We start from the raw sequence: 16,168 nt of genomic DNA, 5'->3' as shown, positions 1-16,168 counted from the left end.
CATCAGCGAAGACTTTATTAAGACTCGCTGATGGTTTTCTTAAGAGAAATGACTACTCGAAAATTTTAAATGCACCATCTTCAATTACTAATACAGTAGGCTCCATCACGACATCTCCATCTTTATCAAAGGAGATCATGCCTAGAATTCCATTGAAGTTTTTCACCTCTGCTAATGCATCACGAAGAGCATCCCGATCAGCTTCACCTGCATTTTTTAACGCCTCAGCCATAATATAGAGCGCATCATAAGCTTGTGCAGCGAACTGGTCAGGCTTTTTGCCATATTCTTTTTCGAAATTGCTGACAAATTCTTTTACTTTCGGATCATCCTTTTCTCCATACCATGGTGTGGCAACGATTAATCCATCTGCCGCATCCCCTGCAATTTTGATGACCTCTGGAGAGTTAAAACCATTCCCGCCAACAAATGGTACATCAATGCCCATTTTTCGGGCTTGATCCATAATTACAGCTCCTTCGTTGTAAAGAGCTGAACAAAGAATCATATCTGGATTTAAGCCTTTAATTTTCGTTAATTGGGCATTATAGTCAGATTGGCCTTTTTGGAACGTTTCGATTGTTAAAACTTCAAGTCCCATATCTTCTGCCGCTTTTTTCATCGTGTCAAAGCCCGACTTTGTAAATACATCATCATTCCCATATAAAATAGCTACCTTTTTCGCATCATATTTCTCAACAGCTTTCTTCATGGATGCTGGAATCGCCAATGCTTCTGGAATCGAATTACGGAAGACATAATCACCAATTTGCGGAATTCCATCTGCTGTTGTTGATGTACCCATAATGGGCACGCCGCTTAAATCCGCCTCCGGTCCGACCACATTCATTTCCGTGCTCAGGGTAGGTCCGATAATTGCCGTAACATTTTCAGAGTTCATTAGCTTTTGCGCTGCAGTTAATGCTTGATCCTGCTTGCCGGCAGAATCCTCAATGATTAGATTAATATCCACTTCTCCCTTGGCATTGATCTCCTCCTGTGCTAGTTTCAATCCGCCTGTTATGGCCTCCCCATATGCTGCACCAGGGCCGCTGATATAAGAAACTACACCAATGTCAGCTTTAATCGCTCCACCGCTTCCGCCTTTTCCCTCTTTCTCACCTGCTGTCTGTTCTCCCCCGCCGCTGCATGCTGACAAAACGAGCATGCTGGACAATACAGAGAACTGGAACCATTTCTTCATCTTCATTGTCAAACCCCCTAGTTTCGCAAATAGTATAAATTTTCAAAATCATATAACTATTAAAGTACAAAACTAGTAAAAAGTAAACAAATTATTCTATCACTTATTGAAAGTAAACCTTCAATTGCGGTGTAAAAAGGAAAAGAAGGATATTCTTTAGACGAACTTTTTCAATTTATCGGGGACGTGCAAACGGAATTGTATGTGGATGGCCCTATTTCAATGTCTCCTGCAGCTTTGGAGCATAAAGGGGTTGTTGCCAATTTAATAGGAGAGATGGGCTCTGCCCTAAAAGAATGCCGGGCTATTAACGAGAGAATGGCCTATAAGCCTAGCATTTTCAGTGTAAAAATAACTTGTTGGTCTGATTAATTGATCAAGCCTTTATAACCAGCATAGCGAAATTAAACAGACCAACATTTACATACTTGGTTTTGAGCAGTGGCTCATGAATGTTTATTGCTGTTTAACGTATCCGATTTCCTCAACAATCTGCTGCCCCTGCGGACCAGTCATCCACTCAAGAAAGGGGGAAATCATCGGATTAGGATTATCCTTTAAGGTGATGGCATACAGAGAAGCAGTGAATGGGTATTTTCCACTTGAAATATTTTCGGGACTTGGCTCGATGCCATTGATGGCAAGCAGTTTAATGTCAGGATTGGGATTCATTCCAGTTGCAAAAAAGCGGAAGGAAAACCCAATCGCATTATCATAATTCCGATAATCAGCCACCTGCTCCAGTATTCCACCCATCCCTGCAGGAACTTCTTCTTTTAACGGCTTCATTATGGCTTTATCACCCATTATCTTTTCCAAAAGGGTTTGACTCCCAGAGTTTTTAGGCCGTTGAAACGCGATGATTCTTTCTTTTTTCCCTTTCAATTCTGACCAATTCTTAATTTCCCCAGCATAAATACCTTGAATCTCAGTCACACTTAAATTGTCTATTTTATTATCGGGGTTAACAAAGAACACAAACGCTTCTTTTCCAATCGGTGTCATGACTAGTTCCTTTCCTGCCCTTTCAGCCATTTTCAGCTGCTCCGCAGATGGCTCCGCACCGAAGTATATATCTACCTCCTTTGATAGCAGTCGTTCATATGCATAGATCGTATTTGTAAAGGTGACTTTTTCTCCGCTTACATTGCTATTACTGATATTTTCATAGGCAGCATTTGCAAATGCGGAGTAAACAGGAAAGGCAGCTTCAGCACCATCTAAAACCGGCATATCCTTTTGATTCTTTATCGTAAACGTAGAAGCGGAATCGAGTTGTGGCAATCTATTATTTGGGTTTGTTACTTCATATGGCGTTAAATCTGTACTTGAATATCCCCCGCCATAGTCAAAGCCATAGGATGGCAAAACCGTTTGACTTCGCTTCCATTGAATGGCTCCACCCGTTCCGAAGCCTAGGAATAAGATGACAACAATTACCAATAATTGCTTTTTATTAAATACTGGACGTTCTTTTCTTAAAATAGCAGCCAAAAGGGCTCCTAATAAAAATGACAGCTCATATGCTAATGGTGCCCAAATAAATAAACCGCCTATCCCCATAAAAGAGGCCATAAAATAGATGGGAGCAAAAGCGATGTGGGAAATCGCAAAAATAAACCAAGCATCCGCTCCATAAAAACCACTGCTGATCACCATAAAAATAGCCCATAGTATAGCTGTATAGGCAATGGGAATAAAAAATAAGTTTATTCCTGCCCCTAGATGATCCCTTTGTTTTTGTTTATTTATAACTAGATAACCGATAACCCCTCCGCCAATCACAAGAGGTAAAATGGATGTGAGCATTACCTCATCCAGCCCCACGCTCATTAATGCAAATGTTAAAAACGATAATCCAAATGGGATGAAGCCAAAATACGCAAGCAAAAACCAAGCTTTTTTCATCAAACCAGACTTCCTCTCCTTCGACTAATTTAGTGTAATATTACACTAAATAAACGTTAATTACAATATATAATGGATATTGATCCAACAAAAGGGAAATTCTTGAACAAAAAAATTGCCACAGATGAGATCTGTGACATTTTCTTAATTTATTGAAATTATAGTAAGTTTTTCCTTAATTCCTCTGCTGATTTTGGCGACAAGTAAACAGGAGGAACTTCAAACACAGATTTCGCACCAACCTGTCCTTCTTTATTTAAACGATACGCCGCACGTGCATAAGCAACGAGCACACTTGAAGTAAATTCAGGATTGCTGTCTAGATTTAATGAGAATTCAATTATTTGCTTGTTTCCTTCTCCAGATTGCCCTCCGCGAATAACAAACCCGCCATGTGGAAGCTTAGAATGCTTGTCTTTTAATTCCTCTTCAGAAATAAAATTCACTTCTGTCTCATAATCAGCAAAGTAGTTTGGCATGGTTTTAATCTCTTTTTCAATCTCTGCTTGATCATAGCCTTCTTCAGTTACTACATAGCAAACACGAAGATGCTTTTCCGCTGTGGATAGTTCAGGGTTCATCCCGCTTCTAACTTTTTCAACAGCTTCTTTAATAGGCACGGTGTATTGCACAGCACCCTTTACGCCTTCAATTCTGCGAATGGCATCCGAGTGGCCTTGACTAACTCCATTTCCCCAGAAAGTATATGTTTCACCCACTGGCAGAATAGCTTCAGCCATTAAGCGATTAATCGAGAATAGGCCTGGATCCCAGCCGACAGAAATAATGCTTGTCTTTCCATTTTCTCGTGCTTCTTTATCAACCGAATCGAAATATTCAGGAATTTTCGCATGCGTATCAAAACTATCCACCGTGTTGAAATCCCTCGCAAATTGTGGACCCTGCTCTGGCAGATCTGTAGCTGACCCGCCGCATAAAATCATGACATCAATCTCGTCCTTATACGCCTCTGCTTGGGAAATATGCAAAACTTTCAAATTAGGATTATTAACAGAGATACTTTCTGGTGATCTTCTAGTAAATATACCTTCTACGATCATGTCGCTGCTTTGTTCTATTGATGAAACTACGCCTTTCCCAAGGTTTCCATAGCCAACAATCCCTATTTTTATTTGTTTATTCATTGTTTTCCCCCCGTATCTCGATTCATTCTAGGATACTTGTTTCCTATTTTTCTATGTTACCTTTTTTTAATACGTTACTCAACAAAAGAAATTCGAAATTCTCAGCAAAATTTATTATATTTCTATTATTTAGTTACAAAAAACTTTCATAAGCATCTACTCACAGCCAAGTATGTAAATGCTGGTCTGCCTCATTTCACTACGCTGGTTATTGCTTCGTACACAAAGGCTCAGACCGACAAATTCCTTTATACATAGAAAAAGAGTCTGCCTATTGCCATACATTTTTGTATAGCATAGACAGACAATGGGATCTACAATAGCAGGTAAGCAATTGGAGTAACTATTATAAGTGTCAGTATAACTCGCTGTACCCAAATAATAATCAGCTGCGAAATCGTAAGTGGTATTTCTGTTGACACGATACATGGGACAACAGCTGAGAAGAAAATAATACTAGAAACAGAAACAACTGCGATAACGAACTTCACTACTAATACTGATTCTGTTACGAGCATCGCTGGCAAGAACATTTCTGCAATTCCAAGTGAGCTTGCTTTTGCTACAAGCATCGGATCTGGTAGCTGTAGCACCCAAGTAAATGGATAGAAAATATAGCCAATCCAATCAAAGACCGGGGTAAATTCTGCAAGCACTAGCCCTAATAGCCCAATCGATAATATTGAGGGAAGAATAGCCATTGCCATTAGAAGCCCGTCTTTACTATTCAGCCACATATTATCAATTAATTTTGGCGCATCAGCAACGGTTTCCTTTGCTTCCTTCCAGGCTGCGATCAACAGATTTCCTTTCACTTTCTCCTCTGGCTGCGGAGTGGAGCCTTCGTAATATTCATTTTTAATTTTAGATAAAGGCCAGATTCTGACGGTTACTGCAGTTACAAGGAATGTCACAATCAATGTAATCCAAAAATAAGTATTCCAAATATCCATTAATCCTAAGGTTTTTGCAACAACGACCATAAAGGTAGCCGAAACGGTAGAAAAACCAGTGGCTATAATAGCCGCTTCTTTCGCAGTATACTTTCCCTCTTTGTAAATACGATTTGTAATAAGCAAGCCCAAGGAATAACTGCCAACAAATGAAGCAACGGCATCAATAGCCGACCGTCCCGGTGTTTTCCAAACTGGTTTCATAATCGGTCTCATTAAGACACCGATAAATTCTAGCAATCCATATCCGACCAGTAATGCGAGGAAAATTGCCCCAATTGGCACGAGCAAGCCCACAGGAATAACGAGCTTATTAAATAAAAACGGTCCCATATCTGGATCAAACAGCCATGCTGGGCCGAAATTAAAAACCAGCATGATCCCAACAATTAATCCAATTGCTTTAAAAATAGAAAATACAATATCAATTGCTGACTTTTTCCACTTTCCCGATAAAAATGGGTAAACCGCACCTGCTGCAATCACAGCCAATGCATAGTATGGAACAGTAGATGCCGCATTTTCCTGAATATAGGAAACGATATGATCAAGCATTATGGAATTTTTCCCACTAATCGTTACAGGTACGAAAAACATAAATGCACCGATAAAACTATAAATAAAAAATTTCCACGTCCCTATAGATTGCTGGGTACTTATCTTTGCATCAGACTGAATCTCAGGCTTATTTTCTATTCCCATTTCATTATCCTCCCCTTTAATTACTCGTAATTACTATCTATATATTCATTTTATATAAAAAATTCAGAAAATAAATTATAGAATATTGATATTCTTATAAATATCAATCAATTAAATTCACTCATCATTAAAAATTATAGATTGTTTCAATAAAAACACATAAAAATATACCACCTTCACCTATTTCTGACATAAACATAAGACTATCGCTTTATTTTAATCTTTTAAAATGAATTCCTGATCAAAACCATGTATAATAGGAAACTGCAAGATACTAGATTCAAGTAAGGAAGTGTCATAAACAGATGGGTTGGATGTTAGGTATTATATTTGTGGCAGCTATCGTTCTGCTAATATTGTCGTTTCTTCAAACAAAGCAATCCGAAGCAAAATTAGAGCAGCATATAGATCAGGTTTCCTTTTCATTAATGAACGAAGTGAATCAGCTGCAGGAGCAAATTCGCAATGTGGAGTTTGATACAGAAATTATTGTTCATGAAACAGGAATTTTAGCGGATTCTCCTGAGCATCGAACGTTATTGAAAGAGATGCTTGATCTACATAAGCGCGGATATTCATTTGAGAGTATCGCAACAGAAAAGCAGCGAACGATTGAAGAGGTAGAGAACTTCCTTTCTCCTTATATAAAAACAAAGGATGAAAGGAGCACTGATGTAAATGAAGGCTGAGAAAATGCGCAGCTTAGCAGCAGGTTTAATAATCGCAGCAAGTCTGTGCGGGGCTGTTTATTACTTGGGATCAAATGAAACAGCAAGCAAGACTGTTACTGAAAAAATGACAGAAGACGAAATGAAAAGCTCATTAGCATCAAAAGGGTATGTCGTTCATACAGAAGAGGAATGGAATAAGCAGCTTGCTGCTGCTAAACCAGCCGAACAAAAACCAAATGAAGAAAAAATAGTTTACCGGACCATGCTGACAGTCACTTTAGGGATGACAAGTATCGATGTTGGCAAAGCGCTTGAAAAAGCTCATATCATTAAAAGTGCCAAGGATTTTTTCAATGAAGTTGAGAAGCGCGGCGTATCAACCAAATTACGACCTGGGACCTATGATTTAGAAAGTGGAATGACGACAGATGAAATAATAAAAGCTATATTTAAATAAAAATGCAGCGGAAATTCAGCTGCATTTTTTTTTATGGGTTTATATATTATTACTTGGCTAGAATTAATCGAATGGGAAAAATTAATAAATATGCTGCACCTATGCTGCACCGTGAAATGGAGGATTACTTAGTGGAAGTATCTTGGATAGCCTTTATGATGATTGTCTTAGCCAGTTATCGATTAACACACTTAATTGTTTTTGATAAAATTGCTGAGCCTTTGAGAGATATTTTTTTAAAGAAAACAGAAACGGAAGCGCATGAGATTAAAAAGATTCCTACCTCAATGGTTGGATATTTATTAACTTGCTACTGGTGTACGGGGGTTTGGTCTGCCATTCTTCTCGGCTTAATGTACTTATTGTTTCCTACCGTTGCTAAATACGTTATTTTTATTCTTGCGATAGCAGGTGGTCAAGCAATAATAGAAACATTTGTTGGAGTGAATATAAAGAAAACAGAAATGTATAATGAAAAAATTAAACAAAGCAAGAAATAGTATTTGCATATATTTCCATTTTGGTCTATGCAAATGACAGAATATTCATTATAATTATTCGAATACCGGAATTTGGAAAGAGCACGAAAGTATGACTACTACATGAAGCTGTAGAATAGGAAAGGCTGGTGACTGAGAGAAAGCATGTTGAAAGGAAATTGGAACTTTCGTTCTACAACAAATGGGAAGACATTGTTAATGGTTGGGATTATCTTTATTGCTTTTACTTTGAGACCTGCTATTACTGCCGTTGGTCCTTTAGTAGGCTCCATTCGTGCGGATACTGGCATATCGAATGGGTTGGCTGGTTTACTTACCACACTCCCGCTAATTGCTTTTGCAATCATGTCGCTTTTTACTCCTAAGTTTGCCGAGAAAATCGGCAACGAATGGTGTGTACTTATTGGTTTAATGACTCTAGGTACTGGCATGATCATGCGCTCCATTGGCATACTTGTCTTTTTATTTACTGGAACTGTTTTAATCGGATTAGGCATCGCTATATGCAATGTTCTTTTACCTGGTATTGTTAAACTGAGCTTCCCTCAAAAGGTGGGATTATTAACAGGAATCTATACACTCTCTATGGGATTATGGGCAGGAATGGCTCCTGGACTCAGTACACCGCTTGCTGAAGGAATGAACTTAGGATGGCAAGTGTCACTTGGCGTTTGGACTATTCTCGTGTTCATTGCTATTATTATTTGGCTTCCACAATTAAAAAACAAAAGGATTTCTGCAACTCTTCCTCCCTTAGAATCAGCAAATTCATCCATTTGGCTCTCACCTATAGCCTGGCAGGTCACTTTTTTCATGGGTCTTCAATCAATGGTCTATTTCAGCTTCACCGCTTGGCTGCCTGAAATTCTTCACAGTGAAGGCATGAGTATTTCTACAGCCGGCTGGATGGTCACACTTCTTCAATTTTCTGGCTTACCTGCAAACTTTATTATTCCTGTTCTTGCTGACCGGCTTCCTAACCAAAAAGGGATCGCACTTGGAATTGGTGCCTTTTGTCTCATCGGCTTGGCTGGTCTTGTTTCAAGCGGGAATATAATCATTTCTACCATTAGTATCATTTTTCTGGGGATTGCCCTTGGTGCTGCCATTAGTCATTCCTTAACCCTTATTGGTCTTCGGGCAGCAAATGCGAAACAGGCTGCTGACCTATCAGGTATGGCCCAAAGTATTGGTTATTTGCTTGCCGCCCTTGGTCCATTTGTCATTGGCTTCCTATTCGACTTATTCCATTCATGGACGATTCCTTTATTCCTATTGGGCGCTGTATCCTTATTAATGACCATTGCTGGTTTTGGCGCAGGCCGTGATCAATACGTTCTTCAGCAAAAAAGCAAAGAAGCCTCGACAACGATCGCTTAGTCAAGGCTTCTTTGCTGTGTAAAAGGTGGTTAAATGATTATTAATATATGTTTTTTACATGCATTCAATAATCGTTTTTGCTGTCTTTTCGCCATTCTCAATACAGTCAGGAATGCCAACACCATAGTAAGAACAGCCTGCAAGGGCAATTCCAGGATAAGCAGCTTCCAAGTTCTTCTCTAAAGCTTCAACGCTTTGACGATGAGTGATCAAATAGTTCGGCATTTGATCGGACCAATTTGTCACTAGACTAGAAACGGGCACCGCATCAATCTGCAAACTTTTTCTAATATCTTCTAGCGCCACTTGAAGCAATTCCTCTTCATTCAGATCCTTTAACGAGTCAAAGGCAGGGTGAACACTTTTATAAAATAGTCTGACTAAGAGATTGCCATTTTCCGAAGTATGCCCCCACTTCCTGCTTGTCCATGTACAGGCATTACACGTAAGTTCATGATCATCCGCAGCAATAAAACCTGTTCCATCCTCTGGAAGAACATGATCAGGTACATCAAACCCAACATACACACTAATAAGCGAACTATTCTCTAATGTGGAAAATTCTCTTTTGATCGCTTCATCATCAATCAAGTTTTCTGCAGCTGAATGCGGAATAGCCAGTACAATATGGTCAGCTTCAATGATCTCTTGATTGCTAAAGGTTACTTGGTAACGATTGTTGGCCTTTTCAATCTTTTTTGCTTCCATCCCTTTAAGGATTTCAGCTTGTTCAATTTTTTGTTCAAACGCATCGATAAGTACGCCTAAGCCATTTCTAAATGAAATAAATTTTTGTCCGCCACCGCTTTGGAATTTCTTTTTATTCGCTTCAAAGCCTTTCATAATGCTTCCGTATTCTTCCTTATAATCAAACACATACGGGAGAGTAGAGGCAATCGTTAAATCGCTGAGTTTCCCGGAATAAACACCCGAAAGCACTGGAGCAATCTGCTTTTGAACGATTTCCTTTCCAAGGAAATACTCCAGAAATTCACCTATTGAATCATTCTTCGTAAATGTTTCATTTTTCGTGTAAAGATCCTTTAATGCTTCCACTTTTCCTTCTGCAGAAATAAGCGTGCTTTTTGCTAAAGATTCTATACTGGCCGGAATGCCAAAAACGGCATCCGAAGGGATCGGCTTTATTTCTCCATCCGTATAGATGAACGAACGGCCGGAAGCATTATAAACGATTTCGTTTTCTAAACCAAGTTCTTCTATGAATGACATCATCTTTGCTTTTCGGGTAACGATTGAGTCTGCTCCCGCTTCCATAAGAAAGCCATGTTCATTCACTGTACGTATTTTTCCGCCAAGGTCACTTGAGGCTTCTGTAAGAATCAGTCTTACATCTGATTGGTTAGCCTTTTTCCACTTATGCAATTCATACATCGCGGATAAACCAGTTACACCTCCGCCGATGACTAAGACTGTTTTCATTTATGCACACCTCTATTTATATACTGAGTTCAACCGCTTCATTATACCATAAGATGCTGGATACCCTTCGTGGACATTTTTTGACGATTTCCTTTCGAGCACCATAAGAAATCCAGTATTGTTTGTCCCAGTTCATGCATACAGTTGTAAGAAGGAGGGATGTACTTGAATACCGCATTATCAGCGATTCATTTCATTCGCTATTCGGTGGCATATGTGTTTATTACTTCCGGGGTGATGAAATTAGTTAGTGATGAGCTAGGCAATTATTTTAATAGTTTAGGGCTGCCTTTTCCCCTTTTTCTAATGTATTCCGTCTCACTTATTGAAATTATCTGCGGCATTCTTATCTTGGCAAATAAACAAGTGAAACATGCGACCGTTCCTTTAATCACCATTATGATTGCAGCACTGCTATTAACTAAGATTCCAATTCTGCACACCGGATTCATGTCATTTGCTTTTAATGCCAGGCTGGATATCATTATGCTCGTCTTACTATTCATCCTTTACAAACGTCCATAAAAATGTCCACGGCCGGTGCCTGGCACCGGCCGTGGACATTTCCTCCTATTGTGTTTGTTTGGAGTGGACACTTTGTATCCCTCAAGCATTCACATTTGTTGCGCGGTCTTTTTGTTGATGCTATCAAATAGCTGCTTCTCGCCTTCATTAACGACAAAAAAGACTCAGTTCTATAACTGAGCCTTTCTCATATTTGTCCTAATTAAATATAGGCAACGTAACAATCACCATCATAACAAATAAGATTGTTATATAATTAACCGAATAAAGGAAGTTCACCTGTGCCCACTTCATATCATCTTTTGTAAAAAATCCGCTGATACTCACAGCAAGCCAGCCGAGATTAATTAATGTCGCAATTACCATGAACACTGTTCCAAGGGAAGCAAGGAAAAATGGCAATGGGAGCAAGCAGGCAATATAAATAACCATTTGCCTTTTTGTCATTTCAAACCCATAAACAACAGGAAGCATGGCAACCTTAGCTGCCTCGTATTCTTTATGCTTCTTCATGGCGATAGCAAACGTATGCGGCATCTGAAAAATGAAAAGGATAAGAAATAATACGATTGGAACTAAATGATATCCAGAATCGATAGCAGTCCAGCCGATCAGGGGCGTAACCGCTCCTGAAACACTGCCGATAACCGTATTTAATGTGTATTTTCTTTTTGACCACATTGTATATAATACAATATAAACAAACCAGCCAATAAACGCATAAATGACCGCTTCAATCGTTGTAAAAAGCAAACAGATAAAACCAATTATCGAGAAAGTAATCCCCATGGTCAAAACTACTTTTAAAGGAATATTCCCCGTCACTGTAGGCCGATGTTTTGTTCTGTCCATAATGGTGTCAATATCCACATCATACCAATTATTAATAATGAGGGCACCAGCCATAACTAATGTACTTCCGATCATCGTTAACAAAAATAATTGCCAATAATCTATAAAAGAAACACCCGTAAAATAAAGCGCTAGCCAAAACCCGCTAAAAACTGGGAGAACATTAGCAATTAAAACGGGCGCTTTAAAAAGTGCTCTTAGATCAGCAAGCATCGAAGATGTATGTTGATGATTTGATAGTGCAGCCTTCTGTGGAGATGGTGCAATTTCTTTATTCATCTATATCCTCCCCAAAGAATTTGTTTTAAAAGTCCATATACAATGTTACTTCATTTTCAATGAAAAGTCATTTCTATTCGGCTAAAATGTTGTTTTTTCCATGTGTTTTTTCATTCATTACAACTCTGATGCCATTCACTAATAAAAAAAGTGGGTTAATCGCCCACTTTCTTCATTATTATAAGTTGTAAGCATCTTCAAGTGAACAAACAAATGTTCCTTCAAAGTTCACTTTTTTCACACATTCTTCTACTTGTTTTTTTAAAACCTGGCATTTGGGATTAACAATTACCAGCTTTTTAAACTTTGCTCGTATATAGATATTTAAGACTGCAACAATATCCGCCAATACATTCTTATCAACCGCTTCTTGTTCGCGTGCATCCACGATTAATTTATAGCACGATGGATCTATCGTATTTACCATTGTTTGAAACTCACTTAAGTATACCTTGGCATCCTCTTCTTTAAAGAAACCACGCGCTTTTACATATAACGTATCTTTCTCATCCTCTAAAGTAATATCATACAATTTACCCAAGTTTTTTCCTCCAAAGATCACGCTTTTTGAAATAATTAATATTATTATACATAAAACTGCAAGTTTCGACAAATTCCCCTAAGCAAAAAAGACCCATCAGCTAATGACGAGTCTTTCTAAAATAGTTATTCCGTCCCAAGTGTAACTCCAAGTTTTTTTAGGTATTGACGATAAGCAATACTCATTCGATCACATTTCAAAGATAACTCCACTTGCAAATCTAGCGGCAAGTCCTCCGGTTTCTGATTTTCAACAATCGGCTTATCCTGAGCAAAAATCATATCTTGAAAATCAATAATTTCTTGATCAGTCGTACCTGTTTCATAGTTAAATGACATAATTCCATAGGCGATTGATTTTCCTTCTGCAACCGGAAGGATCGTAAGTAAAATCGTCATTTTATTGTCCGTATCAGGATCCCTTTTTGTGAAACGAACAGTTAATGGACGAACAATTTCATATGTGTAGTAAACATCCTTCGATTGCCCTGTTCCATCTGGATCCGGCTGAAATACAGCAATTTCATCGGAGAAAATCCGATCTTCGGCTACATTTACATTGTAGTCACTAATTACCGGATGCTCTTGTACACCTAAAAATCCTTCATGTATAAAAGATAAATGACCAACATCAAGAAAGTTTTCAACAATTCTTGGCGGATTGGCATTTACCTCCTGAGGTCCCCAAAGTACATTTCGATAGCTTTCATCCGAAAATTCTGGATATGAAAAGAATGTTGGCTGATTATTATTAAAATTTACCCAAACAAATCCATAAGCCTCTTTGCAAGAATATTTAATTGCCTTTGCCTTTAATGGAATCGATCTTCCCTCTGGCAGCTGAGGAATTTTTGTACATGTTCCTTCAGAATTATACTCCCATCCATGATAGGGACATACTAGATTTCCATCTTTTACACATCCAAGCGAGAGTGCAGCTCCTCTGTGAATACATAAATCTTTGAAAACATGAATTCCTTCATCATTTCGAAAAATGACCATTCGTTCTCCCATTAATATAACCTGCACAGGCTCGTCTTTAATATCTGATGATTTACAAGCAACAATCCAATCATTGCGCAAAGCATTATCTTCTAAAATCATATTTTCCTTCCCTCCGTTACTATCATTATCTCTATTGTATGAAGGGCAACTTCCAAAGTCAACAAAAACACGAACGTTAAAATATTTTTTAAAATAAATGTACGTAAATTATATTTACATTTTTAAATTCCTTATTTATAATTCAATTATGATTTTCAACATACAAACAGTGTTTACTTTTCGAACATAAGGTAATCCGCTGTTATTCAAGGAATTCTACAACTTTACTACATTTTGTTATTCTTTATTCTTTTCATATATTAACCAAGACTAGTAATGGAGGAGATTCATACAGTGGAACAAAACACAAAAAACACGAACAATTTAATCGGAGTAGATGAAAAAATCAGTTGGGGAAAAGCATTTCTGCTTGGCATGCAGCATGTACTTGCGATGGATTTATATATTGCACCTATTATCATTGCTGGTTTACTCGCATTAGATTCAATGAATACCACTTTTTTCATTCAAATGTGTTTCCTTGCAGCAGGACTAGCTACACTTATTCAAACCATTGGAGGTCTTCGCCTGCCCGTAGTCCAAGGTCCATCCTATGTCCCGATTGGGGCTTTAGCTGCGATTGGCGGCAAGCTCGGCCTCGGCGCAGTATTTGGAAGTCTGCTCCCAGGAGCATTGATTATCGCAATCCTCGGATACCCGCTAAAATGGTTCGCAAAAGCTGTACAGAAAATAATTCCACCTCTAGTGGGCGGAACAGTCATTGTTATTGTCGGAATCTCCTTAATGCCTAGTGCATTTAACAGTATCTATAGTGCACCAGGAAATATCGGACACAATGTGTTAATTGCATTTGTTTCTGCAGCAGTGTTAATCATTTGTATTCTTCTTGGCCGTAAGAAAAAAGGATATGGCACATTCTTCCGCCTAGTATCCGTTATCCTTGCTATTATTGCTGGAACAATTACAGCTTCCATTTTCGGCTCAGTCGATTTCTCTTCTGTTAAAGAAGCAGCTTGGTTTTCACTCCCTAGCTTCTTCCCATTCGGGAAACCAGTATTTAATTTGCAAGCAATCTTAACGATGGTATTTATTTATTTAGTTATTTTAATTGAAACAACCGGAACATGGTTTGTAGTCTCAACTGTAACCGACAGTAAATTAGATGACAAAAGATTGAATCGTGCATCTTTCGGAGAGGGAATTGGCTGTTTTGTAGGTTCACTTTTCGGAGGAACACCGATGACTGGCTATTCCTCTAATGCTGGAATTATCGCTATCACTGGTGTGGCAAGCAGAATGGCAATTATCAGTGCCGGGATTATTCTTGTGGCATTAGGCTTAATTCCAAAATTATCCGCTGTGATTACATGTGTTCCAGAGCCAGTCATCAACGGTATATTCGGTGTTGTTTGTGTGGCCATTGTTATGAATGGATTAAAGGTCATTCAGAATGTAGTTATCGATGACCGTAATATGATGGTGATCGGCGTTCCGATCCTACTAACAATTGGCACAATTGTTCTTCCGAAGGAGCTTTTAAATAGCGTACCAGACTTTGCAAATTATATTTTATCTTCAGGAACTGCAGTTGGTGCAATTGCTACCGTCATCCTTAATCTAATCATTCCAAAAGAACGTGAAAAAACAGTTGCATCAGGTGAAATACATTAGTATCAACTATATAAGAAAAGGGTCATTCAAAAGTCAGAAAAAGACTTTTGAATGACCCTTTTTATTTCATCTTACATCTAGATCCAAATCTGTTAGGATCATAACATTCGGGTGCTGCAAAATACTTGTTACTGGTATGTCTTCAGTTATTTCCCCTTTTAATAAAGCTTCCATCGCATATCTTTTTTTCTCGCCAGTGGCTATTAGCAGAATACACTCTGCGCGCAGAATAGTGGAGATGCCCATCGTAATAGCCATTTTTGGTACCTCTTCAATTGAATCGAAAAATCGTGCATTCGCTTCTCTAGTTGATGCAGCCAGTTCAACAACATGTGTTTCACTATTAAACGGTGTTCCCGGTTCGTTAAAACCAATATGGCCATTTTCACCAACACCAATGATTTGCAGGTTAACTGTTAACGTTTTTAGTAATTCTTCATAATCATTTGCTTCTTTGTGTATATCCTTCGCTTCCCCGTTAGGTATATTAATCACTTTAAACGGTTTCGCATGAAAAAGCTGTCTATTCATATAAGAATGATAGCTTTCAGGATGCTCCTTCGGAATGCCAACATATTCGTCCAAATTAACGCTTTGGCAAGTAGAAAAATCTAAATCACTATTCCTTAAACGTTCATAAAGGGGAAGCATGGTTCCTCCAGTTGCTAATCCGAAAGTCTTTGCCCCATTCTTTAAAGAATTCGAAATAATGTCAACTGCCCGATTGAACAGTTCCCCTTGATTTTGAATGATTTCTAGTTTTATAGCCACCCTTCTCCTTCCATTATCTTGAAATAATTCATAATAGTGCTGCATATGATTCCATACTAATACAATAAAAAGGATTGAGCAATCAAACATGTGCTCAACCCCCTT

General features: G+C 38.4%; 16 protein-coding genes. 7 read left to right on the top strand and 9 right to left on the bottom strand.

What is annotated here, in order from left to right:
* Positions 1 to 52: 52 nt before the first annotated feature.
* Positions 53 to 1,210: an ABC transporter substrate-binding protein gene (locus tag RUH74_RS15545; RefSeq protein ID WP_313801568.1), complete on the bottom strand. Its 1,158-nt coding sequence runs from the start codon at positions 1,208 to 1,210 to the stop codon at positions 53 to 55.
* A 180-nt stretch (positions 1,211 to 1,390) separates the two neighbouring features.
* Here RUH74_RS15545 and RUH74_RS15540 point away from each other — a divergent pair, with 180 nt between their 5' ends.
* On the top strand, positions 1,391 to 1,576 hold the full coding sequence (locus RUH74_RS15540; protein ID WP_313801567.1) for a hypothetical protein: 186 nt from the start codon (positions 1,391 to 1,393) through the stop codon (positions 1,574 to 1,576).
* A gap of 84 nt (positions 1,577 to 1,660) precedes the next feature.
* Here RUH74_RS15540 and RUH74_RS15535 read toward each other — a convergent pair whose 3' ends face one another.
* The 3 genes from RUH74_RS15535 to RUH74_RS15525 form a co-directional block, all read right to left on the bottom strand.
* Positions 1,661 to 3,112: a PstS family phosphate ABC transporter substrate-binding protein gene (locus RUH74_RS15535; protein WP_313801565.1), complete on the bottom strand. Its 1,452-nt coding sequence runs from the start codon at positions 3,110 to 3,112 to the stop codon at positions 1,661 to 1,663.
* Positions 3,113 to 3,270: 158 nt separating this feature from the next.
* Positions 3,271 to 4,257, bottom strand: coding sequence for a diaminopimelate dehydrogenase (locus RUH74_RS15530; protein ID WP_313801563.1), 987 nt, complete (start codon positions 4,255 to 4,257; stop codon positions 3,271 to 3,273).
* Between the two features lie 314 nt (positions 4,258 to 4,571).
* Positions 4,572 to 5,912: a YjiH family protein gene (locus RUH74_RS15525; protein ID WP_313801561.1), complete on the bottom strand. Its 1,341-nt coding sequence runs from the start codon at positions 5,910 to 5,912 to the stop codon at positions 4,572 to 4,574.
* Positions 5,913 to 6,217: 305 nt separating this feature from the next.
* On the opposite strand from RUH74_RS15525, the gene RUH74_RS15520 reads away from it, so the two are divergent.
* The 4 genes from RUH74_RS15520 to RUH74_RS15505 all read left to right on the top strand — a co-directional run bounded on the left by RUH74_RS15520 (position 6,218) and on the right by RUH74_RS15505 (position 8,920).
* The gene (locus tag RUH74_RS15520) at positions 6,218 to 6,601 is read left to right on the top strand and encodes a hypothetical protein (RefSeq protein WP_313801559.1); all 384 of its coding nucleotides are present in this window, start codon (positions 6,218 to 6,220) and stop codon (positions 6,599 to 6,601) included.
* A complete protein-coding gene (locus RUH74_RS15515; protein WP_313801557.1) occupies positions 6,591 to 7,040 on the top strand; it encodes a hypothetical protein in 450 nt (149 codons plus the stop codon). Before RUH74_RS15520 ends, RUH74_RS15515 begins: the two co-directional genes overlap by 11 nt.
* A gap of 116 nt (positions 7,041 to 7,156) precedes the next feature.
* Positions 7,157 to 7,540: a DUF1360 domain-containing protein gene (locus RUH74_RS15510; RefSeq protein WP_396230067.1), complete on the top strand. Its 384-nt coding sequence runs from the start codon at positions 7,157 to 7,159 to the stop codon at positions 7,538 to 7,540.
* A 144-nt stretch (positions 7,541 to 7,684) separates the two neighbouring features.
* On the top strand, positions 7,685 to 8,920 hold the full coding sequence (locus RUH74_RS15505; RefSeq protein ID WP_313801553.1) for a CynX/NimT family MFS transporter: 1,236 nt from the start codon (positions 7,685 to 7,687) through the stop codon (positions 8,918 to 8,920).
* Positions 8,921 to 8,974: 54 nt separating this feature from the next.
* Here the strand turns inward: RUH74_RS15505 and hemG are convergent, their stop codons facing one another.
* Complete coding sequence (gene hemG / locus RUH74_RS15500; protein ID WP_313801551.1) at positions 8,975 to 10,360, bottom strand: protoporphyrinogen oxidase; 1,386 nt, start codon at positions 10,358 to 10,360, stop codon at positions 8,975 to 8,977.
* 165 nt (positions 10,361 to 10,525) lie between these two features.
* Here hemG and RUH74_RS15495 point away from each other — a divergent pair, with 165 nt between their 5' ends.
* The gene (locus RUH74_RS15495; protein ID WP_313801549.1) at positions 10,526 to 10,885 is read left to right on the top strand and encodes a DoxX family protein; all 360 of its coding nucleotides are present in this window, start codon (positions 10,526 to 10,528) and stop codon (positions 10,883 to 10,885) included.
* Positions 10,886 to 11,083: 198 nt separating this feature from the next.
* Here RUH74_RS15495 and cyoE read toward each other — a convergent pair whose 3' ends face one another.
* The 3 genes from cyoE to RUH74_RS15480 form a co-directional block, all read right to left on the bottom strand.
* The gene (gene cyoE / locus RUH74_RS15490) at positions 11,084 to 12,016 is read right to left on the bottom strand and encodes a heme o synthase (protein WP_313801547.1); all 933 of its coding nucleotides are present in this window, start codon (positions 12,014 to 12,016) and stop codon (positions 11,084 to 11,086) included.
* Between the two features lie 178 nt (positions 12,017 to 12,194).
* Positions 12,195 to 12,557 carry a hypothetical protein gene (locus RUH74_RS15485; protein WP_313801545.1) on the bottom strand — a complete coding sequence of 121 codons (363 nt, stop codon included), beginning with the start codon at positions 12,555 to 12,557 and terminating at the stop codon, positions 12,195 to 12,197.
* Positions 12,558 to 12,682: 125 nt separating this feature from the next.
* Positions 12,683 to 13,660 (bottom strand): aromatic ring-hydroxylating dioxygenase subunit alpha, encoded by a 978-nt coding sequence (locus tag RUH74_RS15480; RefSeq protein WP_313801543.1) that lies wholly within the window; start codon positions 13,658 to 13,660, stop codon positions 12,683 to 12,685.
* Positions 13,661 to 13,954: 294 nt separating this feature from the next.
* On the opposite strand from RUH74_RS15480, the gene RUH74_RS15475 reads away from it, so the two are divergent.
* On the top strand, positions 13,955 to 15,292 hold the full coding sequence (locus tag RUH74_RS15475) for a uracil-xanthine permease family protein (RefSeq protein ID WP_313801541.1): 1,338 nt from the start codon (positions 13,955 to 13,957) through the stop codon (positions 15,290 to 15,292).
* A 66-nt stretch (positions 15,293 to 15,358) separates the two neighbouring features.
* Here the strand turns inward: RUH74_RS15475 and RUH74_RS15470 are convergent, their stop codons facing one another.
* Complete coding sequence (locus tag RUH74_RS15470; RefSeq protein WP_313801539.1) at positions 15,359 to 16,153, bottom strand: glucosamine-6-phosphate deaminase; 795 nt, start codon at positions 16,151 to 16,153, stop codon at positions 15,359 to 15,361.
* Positions 16,154 to 16,168: the final 15 nt, after the last annotated feature.

The sequence above is a fragment of the Cytobacillus sp. genome (genome assembly GCF_032154635.1).
Lineage (GTDB): Bacteria > Bacillota > Bacilli > Bacillales > Cytobacillaceae > Cytobacillus.
The sequence above is the reverse complement of the archived record's forward strand: the minus strand, read 5'-3'. Positions and strand labels throughout refer to the sequence as shown.